Source organism: Marinomonas sp. GJ51-14 (assembly GCF_055808695.1).
The window spans coordinates 805,501-821,499 of sequence record NZ_CM147879.1 but is presented as its reverse complement, the minus strand read 5'-3'; the positions used below and the strand labels follow the sequence as shown (position 1 = coordinate 821,499).

Here is a 15,999-nt window from a genome sequence, read left to right as displayed (position 1 = left end):
TTGGCTTCATTAAACGTCAAATACGATTCTTATGAGAGTCTCAATGATGCTTTATCAGAGAGTCTATGGAGTGGTCATTGTGTTTTGTTGGATTCACAAGCTCTAAGGCATGCTGACTCTTCTGATATTTTTAAGTTGAAAGCGCTCTGTAAAGAAAAAGAACTGTCTCAAGTATTTCTGCATGAGCATTCAAATATAAATTTTAATCTAGAGGGGTATGATGCATCTCTAATTAAGCCTATATTTAGTAAATCATTAGTGGATGTATTGGATAATCTAAACCCCTTATATTTAGGAGCTCCTAGTATGGTGCTAAAGGAAGTTGAAATGACGGCTGAGGGCCGACCTGTATTTAAGGCAAAAGTGCTGTTAGCAGAAGATAATTTAACGAATCAAATTGTGGCTCGTGGGTTGTTGAGCTTATACGGAGTAGAAGTTGTTGTTGCCGAGAATGGCCAAAAGGCCGTTGAACAAGCCATGTCTACTAAGTTCGACTTGATTTTCATGGATTGTCAGATGCCTATTATGGACGGTTATGAAGCCACCAGAAAAATTCGACAATTAATAGAAGGCCAAACAGCACAAGATGTTCCTATTGTTGCGTTAAGCGCTAATGCAATGACAGGCGATGAGGATGAATGTTTCTCTGCTGGTATGAATGATCATATTGCAAAACCTGTGTCACAAGATAAGCTAGTTGCCATTTTAATGAAATGGCTCTCTTAATATGGTTGTTGGATAGAAAGGAGTTCTTTTACCATGTTTGAACAAGAAGTATTTAATGGCGCAGATTATGAGACCCGTCTTGCTCGTAACCATGATTTGATGGTTCTGGTTGCTGGTGAGTTTATTATGGAAGCGACAGAATTGTATGAATGCCTACAAGTGCATTTGGCGTCTCATGACTGGGTTAACCTTGCGATTGTTGCACATCGATTGAAAGGCGCTAGTTTGGAAGTATCTGGTTATCGCTTTTGTCAGCTTATTACGGAAGTTGAAGCGCTAGTGAAAGTGCATGATTTTGATAGATTAACTGCACGCCTTACCTCTCTTACTGTTGAATTTGATAAGTTAGTGATTGCTCTTAATCAAGAGGTATTAGCTTAAAACGATTGCTTTTATTTCGCTTTATTTTTCTATTAGGCTAAAGCCTTTAGTGGCTTTTTTTGATTTTTTTCCTGTCTTATTTTCTCTTTTGAGTTGCCACAAGTTCATTCGTTTTTTTACATCGTTTTTCATTTCTGAGCGTGATTCTTCTCCTTTCGTTTCATATTTGTATTATTTTTAATAAAAAACTTTCATTTGAAAATAATTGTATTTCAAATGAAACCTAACTATCATCAAATTGAAACATTTGCTGTTTATAGTCGTTCTTTCTTTTCTAATAAAAACTCATTGTGAGGAACACAGAAATGCATAAATTTAAGTTAGCGTCAGTTGTTGTTGGTATGTCTCTTGCGAGCTCAGCGTTCGCAGCGACAGAAGTTGAATGGTGGCACGCAATGGGTGGGGCCAATGGCGAAAAAGTAAATGAAATCGCTCAAAGCTTTAATGATTCCCAAGATGCTTATGTTGTAAAGCCTGTTTATAAAGGGAATTACACTGAAACCATGACATCGGCAATTGCGGCATTCCGAGCGAAACAACAACCTGCTATTGTTCAAGTATTCGAAGTGGGTACGGCGAGTATGATGGCAGCGAAAGGCGCTATCTATCCAGTACACCAATTAATGCGTGAATCTGGTCAGCCTTTCGATGAAAGTACTTATCTAAGTGCTGTCACAGGTTACTACACAAGTAGTGAAGGCAAAATGCTTTCTATGCCATTTAACAGTTCAACACCAGTCTTGTACTACAACAAAGATTTGTTCAAAAAAGCAGGTATTACTCAAGCCCCTAAAACGTGGCAAGAAGTAGAAACGACTGCGAAAAAATTACAACAATCAGGTGTGTCTTGTGGTTTTACAACAGCTTGGCAATCTTGGGTTCATCTAGAAAACCTTAGCTCTCGTCACAACGTACCATTCGCGTCTTTGGATAACGGCTTTGGCGGTTTGAAAACAGAATTAACTTTCAATGGTCCACTGCAAGTTGCTCATGTTAAGAAAATGGGTGAATGGCAAAAAAATGGCATATTTAGTTATTCTGGCCGTACAAACGATGGTGCCGCTAAATTCTATAGTGAAGAGTGTGCCATGTTTACTGAATCGTCTGCTGGTTATGCAGGCATCAAACGTAATGCTAAGTTTGATTTTGGTGTGACTGAGCTTCCTTATTGGGAGGGTAAAGTTAAACAGCCTTCTAATACCATTATTGGTGGCGCGTCTTTATGGGTTCTTCAAGGTCATTCAAAAGAAGAATACAAAGGAGTGGCTTCTTTTCTAAGTTTCTTATCTCGAGCTTCTGTTCAAGCTGATTGGCACCAATTTTCAGGCTACTTGCCAATTACCAAAGCGGCTTATAGCTTAACGAAAGGTGAAGGTTTCTATGCTGCCAATCCTGGTACAGAAACGGGTGTTACTCAGATGACAACAGGTACACCAACAGCAAATACGAAAGGGTTACGTTTAGGTAACTTTGTTCAAATTCGTGGCGTAATTGATGAAGAGCTTGAGTCTGTATGGAGTGGTAAGGTTGACGCTCAAACAGCTCTTGATACTGCGGTTAAACGTGGTAATGCACTTCTTCGTAAGTTTGAAAGAGCAAACGACTAAATAAAACGGTCGCCCTTATGTTTGTACATAAGGGCGATTTTTTTAGGTGTTCTTTCGTTTTTTTGTTTGGATATTTCTATGACGGTTACCTTCCCCCAAAAAGGCCTTCCTTGGTTATTGCTCTTGCCTCAGCTATTGGTGACGGCGATTTTTTTCCTTTGGCCTGCAGAGCAAGCATTAGAGCAAGCGTTTTATCAAGAAGACGCATTTGGTTTAAGCCGAGAGTTTATTGGTTTTGAAAATTTTATCGATTTGTTTACTGATCCTCTATATTACCAATCGATGCTAACCACATTGCTTTTCAGTTTTTCTGTTGCCATTTTAGGTATGTCTGTCGCGTTATTATTGGCTGTCATGGCAGATCGAGTTATTCGCGGAAAGTTAGCGTATCAAACCTTGTTGATTTGGCCTTACGCTGTTGCGCCTGCGTTGGCTGGTGTGCTTTGGTGGATTTTATTTGATCCAAGTATGGGGCCGATTGCCCTGTGGCTAGAGTCATCAGGTGTGGAGTGGAATCATTACCTTAATGGTAATCAAGCCATGATACTGGTGGTGATTGCTTCTACGTGGAAGCAGATTAGTTATAACTTTTTATTCTTTCTTGCTGGCTTGCAAGCTGTACCTCGTTCACTGATTGAAGCGGCTTCGATTGATGGAGCTAGCCCATTTAAACGCTTCTGGACGATCGTATTTCCACTTTTGTCACCGACGACTTTCTTTTTACTCGTGGTGAATTTAGTTTATGCCTTCTTTGAAACCTTCGGTGTAATTGATGCAACCACGAAGGGTGGTCCAGGCCAGAGTACAAATACTTTAGTTTATAAGGTATTTGAAGATGGTTTTGTCGGTTTAGATCTTGGTGGCTCTGCGGCTCAGTCTGTTGTGCTGATGGGTATTGTTGGTCTTATGACAGTTATTCAGTTCCGTTTCATTGAGCGCAAGGTGCAGTACTCATGATAGAAAATCGCCCTTGGTTAACTTTTGTTAGCCACGCAACTTTATTATTAGGCATCGCTTTAGTGGCGTTGCCAGTGTGGATGGCGCTTGTTGCTTCAACTCATCCGGCGTCTGCTTTTGGTGTTGGTCACATTCCATTGTGGTTTGGTGATGCCGGTGTGGATACGTGGAAAACTGTGTTACTTGAGAAAGCTGGTAACGGTATTGATACGCCCGTATTTTTCATGATGTTGAACTCTTTGGTGATGGCATTGGGGATTACGTTCGGAAAAATCGCCATTTCATTGTTGTCTGCTTATGCGATTGTGTTCTTCCGCTTTCCTTTTCGGAATCTGTGTTTTTGGATCATCTTCATGACACTGATGCTACCTGTTGAGGTTCGTATCGTGCCGACTTATGAGGTGGTGGCAAATCTTAACTTGTTAAACAGTTATACCGGTTTGACTCTGCCTTTGATTGCCAGTGCAACAGCAACTTTTTTGTTTCGTCAGTGCTTCTTGAGCATTCCAGGAGAGTTGGTAGAGGCGGCACGAATTGATGGCGCTGGGCCGTTTCGTTTTTTCTTTGATATTTTGTTGCCGTTATCGCGTACAAATATCGCAGCGCTGTTTGTGATCTTGTTTATTTATGGTTGGAATCAATATTTATGGCCTTTGTTGATTACCACGGATGATGCTTATTACACCCTAGTTATGAGTATTAAACGAATGTTATCTGTTACAGATGGTGATATTGCGTGGAACCAAATTATGGCGACCACCTTACTTGCTATGTTGCCGCCTGTTGCCGTTGTTATTGGTATGCAGAAGTTATTTGTCAAAGGTTTAGTGGATTCGGAGAAGTAGTGATGACGGATGTTATTTTAGAAAAAATAGGTAAAACATACCCCAATGGTTATCACGCAATTCCAAGTGTGGATCTATCTATTGAAGAAGGTGAGTTTATTGTTTTGGTTGGTCCATCAGGCTGCGGTAAATCAACGTTATTGCGCATGGTAGCAGGACTCGAAAGTATTTCGGATGGCGAGCTACGTATTCGTGGCGAACGTATGAATGAAAAAGAGCCTGCTGAGCGAGATATCGCGATGGTATTTCAAAACTACGCTTTGTACCCGCATATGACGGTTTACAACAACATGGCGTATGGTTTGAAGAACCGCAAAGTATCGAAAGAGATTATCGAGCAAAAAGTCACTGATGTAGCCGAAATGTTAGGACTCACCGACTTGTTACAACGCAAACCAGGTCAATTGTCTGGCGGTCAACGTCAGCGTGTGGCGATGGGGCGTGCCATGGTACGTGATCCAAAAGTCTTCTTGTTTGATGAACCCTTGTCTAACCTTGATGCCAAATTACGCGTTCAGATGCGTGTGGAAATACGACAGCTGCAACGTAAATTAGGTACGACAACTTTGTACGTTACCCATGATCAGGTCGAAGCCATGACCTTGGCGGACCGTTTGGTTGTGTTGAATAAAGGTAATGCGGAACAAATCGGCACGCCAATGGATTTGTACAATAAACCGGCAACGCCTTTTGTCGCGTCTTTTATTGGTTCCCCTTCGATGAATCTTCTTCCAGCGAATTTGGTTGAACAAGGTGTTAAAATTTCAGATTCATTAACCTTGCCATTGCCTCATGACCACCGTGGTGGCGTAGTGTGGGGAATTCGTCCAGAACATTTAGAAGTGACAGATGGGCAAAATGCTGATTTCGCTTTGCGTATTCAAGCGGTAGAATCTCTAGGCGCTGAGACCCTGATACATGGTGTATTAGAGGAAGAGTCTAAAAAAGGCATTCCTATGGTTGTTCGTTTGTCTGGACCGCACTTGCCTGAGCTAAATAGTCTCATATGGTTAAAGGCACCAGTCAAACACTGGCATTTATTTGACGAAATAACTCAACAAAGGCTGTGAGAGCAAGATGCAAAAAGACCATGTTTTAGATGGGAATGTTTCAGGTGAAAAGGTTACTAGTGAAAAAGTGTTGAATACAAAAGTAATGGGACACCGAGGCGCAGCCTTGTTAGCACCTGAGAATACCTTGTCGTCGATTCGTGCTGCGGCCGATGCGGGTGCAACTTGGGTGGAAATTGATGTGTATTTGATTGCTGAAGGTGCCCTCGTTATTTTTCATGATGATACACTGGAGCGATGTACAAATGGTCAAGGTGTGACTCGTGATGCAAAGCTAAGCTATGTTATTGGGTTGGATGCAGGCACGAAATTTTCAGCTGATTTTGCTGGTGAAAAAGTACCAACACTCTTAGAAGCATTAGAGTGTATTCAGTCTCTAGGTCTTGGTTTAAACCTTGAAATCAAACACGACAGTACCGATGTTGAAACCATTGTTCCAGCTGTTATGGAAATGTTGAAAACTCACTGGATAGATAATGACAAGCTAATGATTTCCAGCTTTAACCACGGGGCTTTGCTGATGAGCTATGAGATCGACAGTGATCGTCATTTGGCTCAGTTGTATGAAGATATTCCAGCCAATTGGTTGGAAGAGCTTGAAAGTATTAAGGCTTACAGTTTGAACTGCGATTATTCTCGATTAACGCAAGTTCAAGCTCAAGCTGTGAAGACAGCGGGCTATAAACTACTTTGTTATACCGCGAATGATCCGCAAGCTGTGGAATCTCATTGGGCTTGGGGTATGGATGCTGTTATTACTGATGATCCAACAAAATTTGCGTTTTTATTAGCACCTTAATGAATAGAGATAAGGCACCTTTGTGGGCTTAAATGAACGGCAAAACCAGATATTGAACTGGGTGCAGCAAGAAGATGCTTTATTAGTAGAAGAGATGGTGGCACGTTTTAACGTGTCATCACAAACCATTCGTAAAGACATCAATCAATTGGCTGAACGTCACCTTGTACGACGAACCCATGGTGGAATTTCGCCTGTATCGAGTACTGAAAACTTATCTTTTGATAATCGACAGTTTTTAAACAGTGATGCAAAGGAAGCGATTGCTGCGCACGTTGCCGAGTTGATTCCTGATGGTGCGTCAGTCTTTTTAGGTATTGGAACCACAGTGGAATATGTTGCCAAGGCGCTAGTTTCTCATCAGCGTTTGCAAGTATTCACTAATAATCTCACTGTGGCTGGTATCTTAGGGAATTATCCAGATATTAGAGTACGTGTTTTGGCTGGCAAGTTGCGACACCGTCATCATGATTTGGTTGGCGAAGAAACCTTATCTGGTTTGAGGCAATACTATTTTGACTATGGCGTATTGGGCTGTGGTGGCATAGATGAAATGCAGGGAATATTGGATTTTGATCCAGAAGAAGCCGCTGTGAGTCGAGTTATTGTTGAACAAAGTCGTCACAGCCTTTTGGTTGTAGATCAACACAAATGGGGGCGCAAGGCTATGGCACGGGTTCATCCTTTTGCTGCTATTGATTGGTTCTTTAGTGATCTACTGACTCCAGCGCAAGCTCATTTACTCACCTCTCAAGGTGTCAAAATTCAACTTTGTTCATAGGATGAATATGTCCATTCATGATCTTTCTCAGCTAGTCAGTGATGACTGTAAAGGTTTACGTTTTATCTTAACGGATTTCGACGATACCCTAACTTGGCAAGGACAATTGCCTGTGGAAACATTACGGGCGTTGACTGTATTAAAAGAAAAGGGAGTTAAAGTTATTCCCGTCACAGGTGGTTGTGCTGGGTGGTCTGACATGATTGCTAGAGCGTTGCCCGTTGATGGTGTGATTACAGAAGGTGGTGCCTGCTTTATTGGAAAAACCTTAGACCAGCACCTTACTTATGAATTTTGGCGTGAAGAATCAATTATGCGAGCTGAACAAGCTCGTTTATTGAGTGAAGTGAATAAGGTGTTAGTGCAATTCCCTCGATTGAAACTCGCCAGAGATCAATCTTATCGGTTAACTGATGTGGCGATTGACTATGCGCAAGATGTAAAGCCTGCTGCAGTTGAGGAAAAGAATGCATGTTTGTCTAAGCTTGCTGCTTTAGGTTTAAATGTGAAAGCTAGCTCAATACACATCAATGTTTGCTCCGAAGGGTATGATAAATTTTCAATGGCTCAGCGAGTCTTAAGTCAAGTCTATGGTTTAAGTGAGTTGGAGCAACGAGAGCAAGTCTTGTACGTTGGTGATGCACCTAACGATGAAAGTATGTTTGCACGTTTTCCTCTGAGTGTGGGGGTAGCGAACATAGCGGAACACTTGTCGATTATGACACACCGTCCGCGCTACCAAACTTCTCAACCGGGAGGTTTAGGCTTTGCGGAACTGGCTGACTATATTTTGGCTAGGCGTTCTTTCTAGAGCCTAGCTATAGAGTTTATAACTCTTTTTTATGTGCGTTTTTTTGGTAAAAAGGACGCTATTCCCACAGCAATACCACCTAGCAATAAGCCGACTAATAAACTGATTCCAGTGTTAATTAAACTGCCTAGAATTGGGTAGTTAGCTATCTCACCTGAAATGGCTAGTTCTGCAGCATGATGTAAAGCAGGTAAACCATGAACGAAGATTCCACCGCCAACCAAAAACATAGCAATGGTTCCGACAATCGAAAGTAAACGTATGAGCATCGGGGCGCTTTTTAGAATGCCAAACCCGATGGTTTGGATGGATTTTTTACTGGATTGATGTAAATGCAAACCAATATCATCAAGACGGACGATCATCCCAACTAATAGATAAACACCCACAGTAACAATAAAGGCAATTAGGCTGACCACAATGGCTTGAGTTAGCAAATCGAGACCTGCAACAGTGCCGAGGGCGATGACAATAATTTCGGCAGAGAGTACAAAGTCAGTTCGAATGGCACCGCGTATTTTGTTTTTTTCTAGTGCTAGCATTTCTGTGTCTGATTTCGCTTCTTTCACTATTTTTGTGAGAGCATGCTTGTCGCCTTTGTCTTTTTGAAAACTATGTAGAACTTTTTCTACTCCTTCAAAACATAAATACAAGCCGCCAGCCATTAATAAGGGTTGAATTAACCAAGGAATAAAAGCGCTGATGGCAAGGGCTAAAGGCACAAGAATGAGTTTGTTTAGAAAGGAACCTTTGGCGACCGCCCAAACAACAGGGAGTTCTCTATCTGCTTTTACTCCGGAAACTTGTTCAGCATTGAGTGCAAGATCATCACCAAGTACCCCTGCAGTTTTCTTTGCAGCAACTTTTGAGAAAACAGCAATATCATCCAATAACACAGTAATGTCATCTAATAATGCTAATAAACCTGTCATTGCCATAATGTTTCTCTTTAGTGAATTAAAGGAAAAGCTGAAATTAAGAGTGTTATTTTTTGCGTAGTCTGATTTTCATTTTAGCATTGTGTATCATTAGAAGATAACATCAAGTCGATTCGTTTTGGTGCATGTAAGTGTTTCATTCTTTGGTTTTATTTGTCCGTCACTTTTAATAATGAGGTTTTTATGGCCGGTTCTCTGCGTATTTTTCGTCGCATGATGATGCCAGATCTTGTTCGTGTGCATCGTTATCAAAGTTTGCCAGAACAAGGTCCAAAAGTGTTGTTTTTTAGTGGCGGCTCAGCGCTAAATAAAATCAGCCGAGTGTTTAAAGAATACACGCATCATTCTATTCATTTGGTAACGCCTTTTGATTCTGGTGGTAGTTCTGCACGTTTACGTGCTGAATTTGATATTCCAGCAGTGGGAGATCTACGTAGCCGTTTAATGGCATTAGCAGATGAGACTGTTATGGGGCAGCCAGCAGTGTATGCCCTATTTACTCATCGTCTAAGTCAACATGAAACCTCGGCTGAGTTGAAAGCACAATTGCAGCATCTTGTATTAGGTGAACATCCACTCATTGAAAGCATTCCTAACCCGATGAAGGCGTTAATTCAATCTCATCTCGCTGTCACTCAGCAGCGTATCAATGATGATTTTGATTTACGAGGCGCAAGTATTGGGAATCTGATTATTGCTGGTGGCTATTTGAATAATCAGCAGCAATTGGACCCTATTGTCTTTTTGTTCTCTCGATTAGTGAAAACCTTGGGGGATGTGAAAACCACATTGGATGCTAGTTTGCATTTAGGTGTTGAACTAGACAATGGCGACATCGTTTTAGGGCAACATAATATTACTGGTAAAGAAACAACTGTATTACCTAGTCCAATCAAGCGTATGTGGCTTAATAGCGGATTACGTAGAACGCAATTAACTAACCAACATATTGCAGATGACCGTAAAGATGCGATAGAGTGCGCGGATTTGATTTGTTATCCGCCAGGTAGTTTTTATAGCAGTCTTCTCGCTAACCTAATGCCAGAAGGGGTTGGTCGTGCAATTTGCAATAATTCAAACCCTAAAGTGTATCTGCCTAATTTAGGGATTGATCCTGAACAGCAGGGTTTATCTTTAATGGAAAGAATACGAAGGTTGGTAGCTGCCGTCGAAGTAGATAAAGAAGGTCAAGAGGCCTATTCTGCATTGGATTTTTTACTGCTTGATAGTAGTTACGATTACGGTGAAGTGGATGTTAAGCAATTAAAAGAATTGAATATTGAAGTCATTAGAACGCCATTAATCACTTCAAAATTAAATAAATACGATGAGCGGTTAGTAACAAAAGCACTATTATCTTTTACCTAATTTAAGCGAGGAAAAGTGATAACTGAAAAATATTTGCTATGTTTTAAGTAACACAGATACAAAAGTGGTACGTGAAATAACATTTATACGTTATTAGGAGCAATAGCTAAAGTGGCATAGTAGGAAGCTAGGCCACTACAACAAGAAAAGGGAGTAGTATGAGTAAACGGGTACTTATTTGTGATGATTCGGCAATTGCCAGAAAGCAATTAGCACGAGTATTGCCGACAGACTGGGATGTTGATGTCGAGTACGCTGAAAATGGTCAAGAAGCCTTAGATTTAATATCGACATCTGTTTTTGATGTGTTGTTTTTAGATCTGAATATGCCAATTAAAGACGGCTATGAGACGCTTGAGGCTTTGCAGTCTTTTGCTCAATCCCCCGCTGTTATTGTTGTGTCTGGTGATGTACAACCCAAAGCGATTGAACGTGTTAAAAACATGGGCGCGATGGCATTTCATAAAAAACCTGCGTTAGCTAAAGATCTTCGTGATTTACTCATTTCATTAGGTTTGTTTGTTGCTGGAAGCACTGGTAATTCAATAGTGATTCCTCAAAGCTCAGCCGCAGAACAATTTACTCTTAACGAATGCCTGCAAGAAATATCAAACATCGCAATGGGGCGTGCAGCCAGTGTCCTTGCTGAAATGTTAAATGTGTTTGTTAAATTGCCAGTGCCCACGGTAAATATTCTAGAAGTTAGCGAGTTACAAATGGCGCTTGATTACAGCGTGAAAGCAGATAGCTGTTCAGCTGTATCGCAAGGGTTTGTTGGGTCCGGTATCGCATTTGAAGCCTTATTAATCTTTAGTGATTCGAGTTTTCCTGATATGGCAAAACTTCTTGGAGTTACTGAGAGAATCACTAGAGAGTTAGAAACCGAACTTTTAATGGATGTTTCCTCTATTTTAGTTGGCCCTTTTATGGCCGCTATTGGCAAACAGCTCAATATCGATTTTAGTCACAGTCACCCAGCTTTGTTGGGACAGCATGTCAAGATTGCTGACTTAATTAATGTTAAAAAAGCGACATGGCGACGTACGCTCGCTGTTGAAATTGTCTATGAAGTGGAAAATTATCAGATTAGCTGTGACTTGATGCTGCTGTTCACAGAAGATTCTGTGCCAACACTTGAGAACTTGTTGTCGTTTTTAGTGGAGGATGAATAATGAATAATGGCGAAGGATTAGCGGATTTTCATTGGATGTTCGATATGCTTCATCATATCGATGTAGGTCTAGTGGTATTAAATTCGAAGTACGAAGTTCAACTGTGGAATAGTTTTATGGAAAACCACAGTGGTGTTAGTTCATCAATTGCGAAACAGCAGTCCTTGTTAACCTTATTTCCCAGTTTAGATACAAGCTGGCTACGTCAAAAATTCGATAATGTATTTGGATTAAAAACGCCTATTTTTGTTTCTTGGGAACAACGTGCGTATTTATTTCCATTTAAAAGCTATCGTCCGATTACTGGTATTGCTAATAAGATGTATCAGAATGTAGCGATACGCCCAATATCAAGCCCTGATGGTTCTATTAAGCATATTTGTTTGGTGGTTTATGATGTAACGGACATTGCGACTAACAAATTGGCATTATCTGCTGCTAACCAAAAATTACAACGTTTGAGCAAGGCTTTATCTAAATAGGCTTGTGAAGCCTTCCATCTCCTTTTATTAAAAAGTTGGATGGAAGGCAGATAGCGTTTTTTTGTCGATGTCTTTTAGGCTGGGTTATATTTTAACTCAGATATAGATTCTTCAACTCGTCTTGTTGTCTGTCACCTAACAAGCACTGGCCTTGTGGGTCAATTAGAACGCGTCCGCTCATTGCTTCTCGTCCAAGTAACATTCGATAACCCATACTGTCTCTGTTTGTGAGAGTGACCTCAATTTCCCATGATTTGTCGCCAAGGGAAAGAGGGACGCGAATCACTGGGCGCTGTTCTTTATCTCCGCTTGAGCTTTTGATGACTCGCTGGTCAATAAGAGGTGCTTCACAATGAACTGTGATTTTCTTGTTCTTTTGCAGAGGATGTACCTCAAATCGTACCCACTGTTCACCATTATGAGAGAACTTTTGGATATTGACTGCGTGCATTGAAGAAGTTTTTGCGCCAGAATCAACCCGTGCTTTGATTGCTGGAATCTTGATGGAGGTGAATGTACACCATTCGTCGCTACCGATAACCATTTTTGGCTCGTTTAGTTGATCCATAGAAAAAGTGCACCTTTACTTTTGAAAAAGAAAACAGAAAACGTTAAAAGTTGTTTTTTTAGATTTACACGATAAATGCAATTGCTATGCTTTATAGCCTAAAAGGGCGATCAGGTTAAGTTTTTATTGATTCATAACAGTGTTATTTGCGTTGTTGAATTGTCAGTATAAGCAGAAACTATTGTAATCATTCTGTCGAAAGTTACTATGTGCCCCCAATAAATGTTTATGGAGTTGTAGATGAATGGCCAACTGATGAAAGCGTTGGAAGAGCTGGGAGGCGAAATACGCCCAGCAAGCTTTAAAAAATGCGATGAGATTATCATCGATCAACCGGGCTTTAGCGCTGTTATTGCGCTTTGGGGCGGGCATTTAGCGAGCTTTATTCCTGCTGGTCAAGAGGACCTTTTGTTTCAATCAGACCATCAAGGTGGAGAAGGGCGTTTTGAACGTCGTCACTTTGGTATTCCCGTGTGTTGGCCTTGGTTTAGCGCCCATGCAAAGCATGATGATTATCCAACACATGGTCTTGCTCGTTATTTTCGTTGGGAACTTATCGAAGCGGGTCGTTTTAAAAATGGTGATGTAAAGGTTGTGATTCGTTTAGCCTCTGAAGATCATCCATTAATAGAAGAAATGTGGCCTTTGGCCTTTGAGCTACGACAGGTTTTCCGTTTTTCTAGTAAGGGCTTTAGAGTCAACTTCTCTGCCGCTAACTTGTCTGATCAGCCAATGCCAATTAGTGAAGCACTTCATACTTATTTTAATGTTTCAGATAATTTATTAACGGAAGTTCATGGGCTGGATCAGGTGGTCTATGTTGATAAATTAGATAAGAGTAGCCGTCATATACAAAAAGGCGCTATAGCACCCTGTGATAGCCTTGATCGCGTGTATTTATCTGCACCTGAGAAATGTGAAATACAAGACGCAGGCTTACAAAGAAAAATAGTGATTAGTACCGAAGGCAGTGAAAGTACTGTTGTATGGAATCCAGGGGCAGAGCTAGCGAAAAAACGCCCAGATATGGAAGATGATGAATATCGTCAGTTTGTCTGTGTTGAAGCGGCCAATGTGATGAGTGACTCTTATGAAATTGCACCAGGTGGAATTCATCAGCTTAAACTCAAGGTAAGACACAAACCGCTCTACGAAGACGAACGTTAACATTTAAGCGTTTAATTCGCCTTTATAAAAAAGCCCGCAGGTAATCTGAAGAGATCCAGCGGGCTTTTTTTGATAAGAAGTTATTGGCTTAAATAAGTAACCAATTTTTAATCAATGTTGTATTCCATAATCAGTGGTGCATGATCTGAAAAGCGTTGGCCTTTATAAATGGAGCCACCTTGGATTAGGTTTTTAATGCCTGGAGTAGCGATTTGGTAATCTAAGCGACCACCTTCATCCAGTTTCCATGCGCGCTCGTAATCAGGCCACCAAGTATATTGTTTGTCTTGTTTGTTTACTTGACGGAAAGCGTCGATATATTCCATTTCATTGAATATTTCGTTTATCCATTTACGCTCTTCTGGTAAAAAACCAGAGTTGCGCTGATTAACAAACCAGCTACTCACATCAATTGGTGAGCGGGCTACATTGCCAGTACCGCAAAATATGAATTCACGACGCTTGCGACGCGTTTTTATCAAATGGTTTTTAAATCCTTCCATAAAGCGATACTTATGTTCTTGTAAGGCTTCTTCATGGTTAGATCCGTGCGGTGTTAAGAATGCACCAATGCTGACTTTATCGAAATCCGCTTGAATAAAGCGACCTTCAAAGTCACATTCAGGAAACCCCATACCAGTCATGATTGCTTTAGGCATGCTTTTACAATAAATCGCAACGCCCGCTTGCTCTGGGTTTTCCATTGAATCAAAGAAGTATGTATTGTATCCAGGCGGAAAAAACACACTATCATTTAGTGAGCGTTCATCTGCCTGTATATCCTGTAGACATACAACATCTGGGTCCTGACGAACCATCCATTCAAAAAAGCCGCGATCGGCTGCTTGTCTTATACCGTTTACATTAAGGCTGATGACCTTCATTTATGGTCCCTACAATTCCTAGCCGTGTGTTATATTAGCGCCTATACAATGTTGGCATGGCTTCGCTCGTTCTTGGCGGCGCTTTGTTGTGTACTTTTTATCTTTCTGGAGTTGGCATGAAACCTTACCAAAGAGACTTTATTGAATTCGCTATTGAACAGAATGTACTGCGCTTTGGCGAATTTACTCTTAAATCAGGCCGTGTAAGCCCTTACTTTTTTAATGCAGGCCTTTTTAGTTCTGGGCAAGCATTAGCTAAGTTAGGTCGCTTTTACGCGGCCTCATTAATGGAAGCAAATGTTCCATTTGATGTTCTATTCGGTCCCGCCTACAAAGGGATCCCATTAGCAACAACAACTGCTGTTGCGCTTTATGATCACCATAATGTAGATACACCATACGTTTTCAATCGTAAAGAAGCAAAAGCGCATGGTGAAGGCGGTTCACTTGTCGGTGCACCATTAGCAGGCAACGTCATGATTATTGATGATGTTATTACTGCTGGCACAGCCATTCGCGAGGTAATGACAATTATCCAAGAGGCTAACGCCGCTCCCGCAGGTGTACTTATTGCCTTAGATCGTCAAGAACGGGGCCAAGGCAAATTGTCGGCAATACAAGAAGTCGAACGTGACTTCGGTATGCCTGTTATTAGCATAGTGTCTCTAAATGACATTATGACCTACTTAGCAGAACAGGATTCTCCTGAGTTTGCTAAGTATCTTGATGCTGTAACAGCCTACCGTACCGAATACGGCATCTAGTGACTGAATGTTAAGGTTTTCGGCTTTGCCGTCAACCTTAACGATTTAGCATCAAATTTTGTGCCAAAACATTCCATTGTTCGTTCCAAATGTCCATTGGCTTCACTTTGAACTCACTGCGAACATAGTGGCGTATTTTTCCTTCGATTACTGCGATCAGAATATTTGCACAGGGCGCAACACCCATCGCAGGACGTAAACCTTGTTTTAGATCTGCTTCACGAAGTACTTGTTTAAGTTGTGTTTCAATCCGATCGAATACTTGTGTGATACGAACACGTAATCGTTCAGTTTCTCCTGCTAACGCATCAGCTGTAAGCAAGCGGCACATACCTGGATTTTGTTCGGCAAAACCCAGTACTAACGTTAGAATCATTTCTACTCGAGTAATGACATTGCTTTCGTCTTGAATAATACGAGTAATACGAGTGAAGATGGTTTCTTCAATAAACTCAATCAAGCCTTCAAACATCTTTGCCTTACTGGGAAAATGACGATATAGCGCCGCTTCAGATACACCTACTTGTTTTGCCAAGGCGGCGGTTGTAATTCGCGCTCCTGGGCTGCTTTCCAGCATTTCAGCAAGTGCTTGTAATATCTGTGTGCGACGATCCGTTTTTTTGTTGCTCATTTGTCGTATCCAGTGTTTTGCTAGTATTGTTAATCGCTTATCAACAAA

General features: G+C 41.1%; 18 protein-coding genes. 14 read left to right on the top strand and 4 right to left on the bottom strand.

Annotation, left to right across the window (positions count from 1 at the left end):
* The 9 genes from AC0L3Y_RS04020 to AC0L3Y_RS03980 all read left to right on the top strand — a co-directional run bounded on the left by AC0L3Y_RS04020 (position 1) and on the right by AC0L3Y_RS03980 (position 7,977).
* The gene (locus AC0L3Y_RS04020; protein ID WP_473469087.1) at positions 1 to 726 is read left to right on the top strand and encodes a response regulator; all 726 of its coding nucleotides are present in this window, start codon (positions 1 to 3) and stop codon (positions 724 to 726) included.
* A 33-nt stretch (positions 727 to 759) separates the two neighbouring features.
* Positions 760 to 1,107, top strand: a complete 348-nt coding sequence (locus AC0L3Y_RS04015) for an Hpt domain-containing protein (RefSeq protein ID WP_473469085.1) — start codon at positions 760 to 762, stop codon at positions 1,105 to 1,107.
* Between the two features lie 305 nt (positions 1,108 to 1,412).
* A complete protein-coding gene (ugpB, locus tag AC0L3Y_RS04010) occupies positions 1,413 to 2,714 on the top strand; it encodes a sn-glycerol-3-phosphate ABC transporter substrate-binding protein UgpB (RefSeq protein WP_473469083.1) in 1,302 nt (433 codons plus the stop codon).
* Positions 2,715 to 2,792: 78 nt separating this feature from the next.
* Positions 2,793 to 3,671 carry a sn-glycerol-3-phosphate ABC transporter permease UgpA gene (ugpA, locus tag AC0L3Y_RS04005; protein WP_473469081.1) on the top strand — a complete coding sequence of 293 codons (879 nt, stop codon included), beginning with the start codon at positions 2,793 to 2,795 and terminating at the stop codon, positions 3,669 to 3,671.
* Complete coding sequence (ugpE, locus tag AC0L3Y_RS04000) at positions 3,668 to 4,516, top strand: sn-glycerol-3-phosphate ABC transporter permease UgpE (protein WP_473469079.1); 849 nt, start codon at positions 3,668 to 3,670, stop codon at positions 4,514 to 4,516. Before ugpA ends, ugpE begins: the two co-directional genes overlap by 4 nt.
* A gap of 2 nt (positions 4,517 to 4,518) precedes the next feature.
* The gene (gene ugpC, locus AC0L3Y_RS03995; protein ID WP_473469076.1) at positions 4,519 to 5,586 is read left to right on the top strand and encodes a sn-glycerol-3-phosphate ABC transporter ATP-binding protein UgpC; all 1,068 of its coding nucleotides are present in this window, start codon (positions 4,519 to 4,521) and stop codon (positions 5,584 to 5,586) included.
* A 7-nt stretch (positions 5,587 to 5,593) separates the two neighbouring features.
* Positions 5,594 to 6,385: a glycerophosphoryl diester phosphodiesterase gene (locus AC0L3Y_RS03990; RefSeq protein ID WP_473469074.1), complete on the top strand. Its 792-nt coding sequence runs from the start codon at positions 5,594 to 5,596 to the stop codon at positions 6,383 to 6,385.
* 22 nt (positions 6,386 to 6,407) lie between these two features.
* On the top strand, positions 6,408 to 7,166 hold the full coding sequence (locus tag AC0L3Y_RS03985) for a DeoR/GlpR family DNA-binding transcription regulator (RefSeq protein WP_473469072.1): 759 nt from the start codon (positions 6,408 to 6,410) through the stop codon (positions 7,164 to 7,166).
* 7 nt (positions 7,167 to 7,173) lie between these two features.
* Positions 7,174 to 7,977, top strand: a complete 804-nt coding sequence (locus AC0L3Y_RS03980; protein WP_473469070.1) for an HAD-IIB family hydrolase — start codon at positions 7,174 to 7,176, stop codon at positions 7,975 to 7,977.
* A 29-nt stretch (positions 7,978 to 8,006) separates the two neighbouring features.
* On the opposite strand, the gene AC0L3Y_RS03975 is transcribed toward AC0L3Y_RS03980, so the two are convergent.
* On the bottom strand, positions 8,007 to 8,915 hold the full coding sequence (locus AC0L3Y_RS03975; protein ID WP_473469068.1) for a DUF808 domain-containing protein: 909 nt from the start codon (positions 8,913 to 8,915) through the stop codon (positions 8,007 to 8,009).
* A gap of 183 nt (positions 8,916 to 9,098) precedes the next feature.
* Between AC0L3Y_RS03975 and AC0L3Y_RS03970 the strand changes: the two genes are divergently transcribed.
* From AC0L3Y_RS03970 to AC0L3Y_RS03960, 3 genes are all read left to right on the top strand, one after another.
* Positions 9,099 to 10,283: a GAK system CofD-like protein gene (locus AC0L3Y_RS03970; protein WP_473469066.1), complete on the top strand. Its 1,185-nt coding sequence runs from the start codon at positions 9,099 to 9,101 to the stop codon at positions 10,281 to 10,283.
* Positions 10,284 to 10,441: 158 nt separating this feature from the next.
* A complete protein-coding gene (locus tag AC0L3Y_RS03965) occupies positions 10,442 to 11,455 on the top strand; it encodes a response regulator (protein ID WP_473469063.1) in 1,014 nt (337 codons plus the stop codon).
* Positions 11,455 to 11,937: a hypothetical protein gene (locus tag AC0L3Y_RS03960; protein WP_473469061.1), complete on the top strand. Its 483-nt coding sequence runs from the start codon at positions 11,455 to 11,457 to the stop codon at positions 11,935 to 11,937. Before AC0L3Y_RS03965 ends, AC0L3Y_RS03960 begins: the two co-directional genes overlap by 1 nt.
* Positions 11,938 to 12,028: 91 nt before the next feature.
* On the opposite strand, the gene AC0L3Y_RS03955 is transcribed toward AC0L3Y_RS03960, so the two are convergent.
* The gene (locus AC0L3Y_RS03955; protein WP_473469058.1) at positions 12,029 to 12,505 is read right to left on the bottom strand and encodes an ATP-dependent zinc protease family protein; all 477 of its coding nucleotides are present in this window, start codon (positions 12,503 to 12,505) and stop codon (positions 12,029 to 12,031) included.
* Positions 12,506 to 12,745: 240 nt separating this feature from the next.
* Here AC0L3Y_RS03955 and AC0L3Y_RS03950 point away from each other — a divergent pair, with 240 nt between their 5' ends.
* A complete protein-coding gene (locus AC0L3Y_RS03950) occupies positions 12,746 to 13,672 on the top strand; it encodes a D-hexose-6-phosphate mutarotase (protein ID WP_473469055.1) in 927 nt (308 codons plus the stop codon).
* Positions 13,673 to 13,779: 107 nt separating this feature from the next.
* Here the strand turns inward: AC0L3Y_RS03950 and AC0L3Y_RS03945 are convergent, their stop codons facing one another.
* Positions 13,780 to 14,556, bottom strand: a complete 777-nt coding sequence (locus AC0L3Y_RS03945) for an exodeoxyribonuclease III (protein ID WP_473469053.1) — start codon at positions 14,554 to 14,556, stop codon at positions 13,780 to 13,782.
* Positions 14,557 to 14,672: 116 nt separating this feature from the next.
* On the opposite strand from AC0L3Y_RS03945, the gene pyrE reads away from it, so the two are divergent.
* The gene (pyrE, locus tag AC0L3Y_RS03940) at positions 14,673 to 15,320 is read left to right on the top strand and encodes an orotate phosphoribosyltransferase (protein WP_473469051.1); all 648 of its coding nucleotides are present in this window, start codon (positions 14,673 to 14,675) and stop codon (positions 15,318 to 15,320) included.
* 37 nt (positions 15,321 to 15,357) lie between these two features.
* Here the strand turns inward: pyrE and slmA are convergent, their stop codons facing one another.
* Complete coding sequence (gene slmA, locus AC0L3Y_RS03935) at positions 15,358 to 15,951, bottom strand: nucleoid occlusion factor SlmA (protein ID WP_473469047.1); 594 nt, start codon at positions 15,949 to 15,951, stop codon at positions 15,358 to 15,360.
* Between the last annotated feature and the right edge of the window lie 48 nt (positions 15,952 to 15,999).

Bases quoted from the DNA above. Each gene is read 5' to 3' on its own strand.
- AC0L3Y_RS04015 (WP_473469085.1), top strand. From the start codon at position 760: ATGTTTGAACAAGAAGTATTTAATGGCGCAGATTATGAGACCCGTCTT.
- ugpB (WP_473469083.1), top strand. From the start codon at position 1,413: ATGCATAAATTTAAGTTAGCGTCAGTTGTTGTTGGTATGTCTCTTGCG.
- ugpA (WP_473469081.1), top strand. From the start codon at position 2,793: ATGACGGTTACCTTCCCCCAAAAAGGCCTTCCTTGGTTATTGCTCTTG.
- ugpE (WP_473469079.1), top strand. From the start codon at position 3,668: ATGATAGAAAATCGCCCTTGGTTAACTTTTGTTAGCCACGCAACTTTA.
- ugpC (WP_473469076.1), top strand. From the start codon at position 4,519: ATGACGGATGTTATTTTAGAAAAAATAGGTAAAACATACCCCAATGGT.
- AC0L3Y_RS03990 (WP_473469074.1), top strand. From the start codon at position 5,594: ATGCAAAAAGACCATGTTTTAGATGGGAATGTTTCAGGTGAAAAGGTT.
- AC0L3Y_RS03980 (WP_473469070.1), top strand. From the start codon at position 7,174: ATGTCCATTCATGATCTTTCTCAGCTAGTCAGTGATGACTGTAAAGGT.
- AC0L3Y_RS03975 (WP_473469068.1), bottom strand. From the start codon at position 8,915: ATGGCAATGACAGGTTTATTAGCATTATTAGATGACATTACTGTGTTA.
- AC0L3Y_RS03970 (WP_473469066.1), top strand. From the start codon at position 9,099: ATGGCCGGTTCTCTGCGTATTTTTCGTCGCATGATGATGCCAGATCTT.
- AC0L3Y_RS03965 (WP_473469063.1), top strand. From the start codon at position 10,442: ATGAGTAAACGGGTACTTATTTGTGATGATTCGGCAATTGCCAGAAAG.
- AC0L3Y_RS03960 (WP_473469061.1), top strand. From the start codon at position 11,455: ATGAATAATGGCGAAGGATTAGCGGATTTTCATTGGATGTTCGATATG.
- AC0L3Y_RS03955 (WP_473469058.1), bottom strand. From the start codon at position 12,505: ATGGATCAACTAAACGAGCCAAAAATGGTTATCGGTAGCGACGAATGG.
- AC0L3Y_RS03950 (WP_473469055.1), top strand. From the start codon at position 12,746: ATGAATGGCCAACTGATGAAAGCGTTGGAAGAGCTGGGAGGCGAAATA.
- AC0L3Y_RS03945 (WP_473469053.1), bottom strand. From the start codon at position 14,556: ATGAAGGTCATCAGCCTTAATGTAAACGGTATAAGACAAGCAGCCGAT.
- pyrE (WP_473469051.1), top strand. From the start codon at position 14,673: ATGAAACCTTACCAAAGAGACTTTATTGAATTCGCTATTGAACAGAAT.
- slmA (WP_473469047.1), bottom strand. From the start codon at position 15,951: ATGAGCAACAAAAAAACGGATCGTCGCACACAGATATTACAAGCACTT.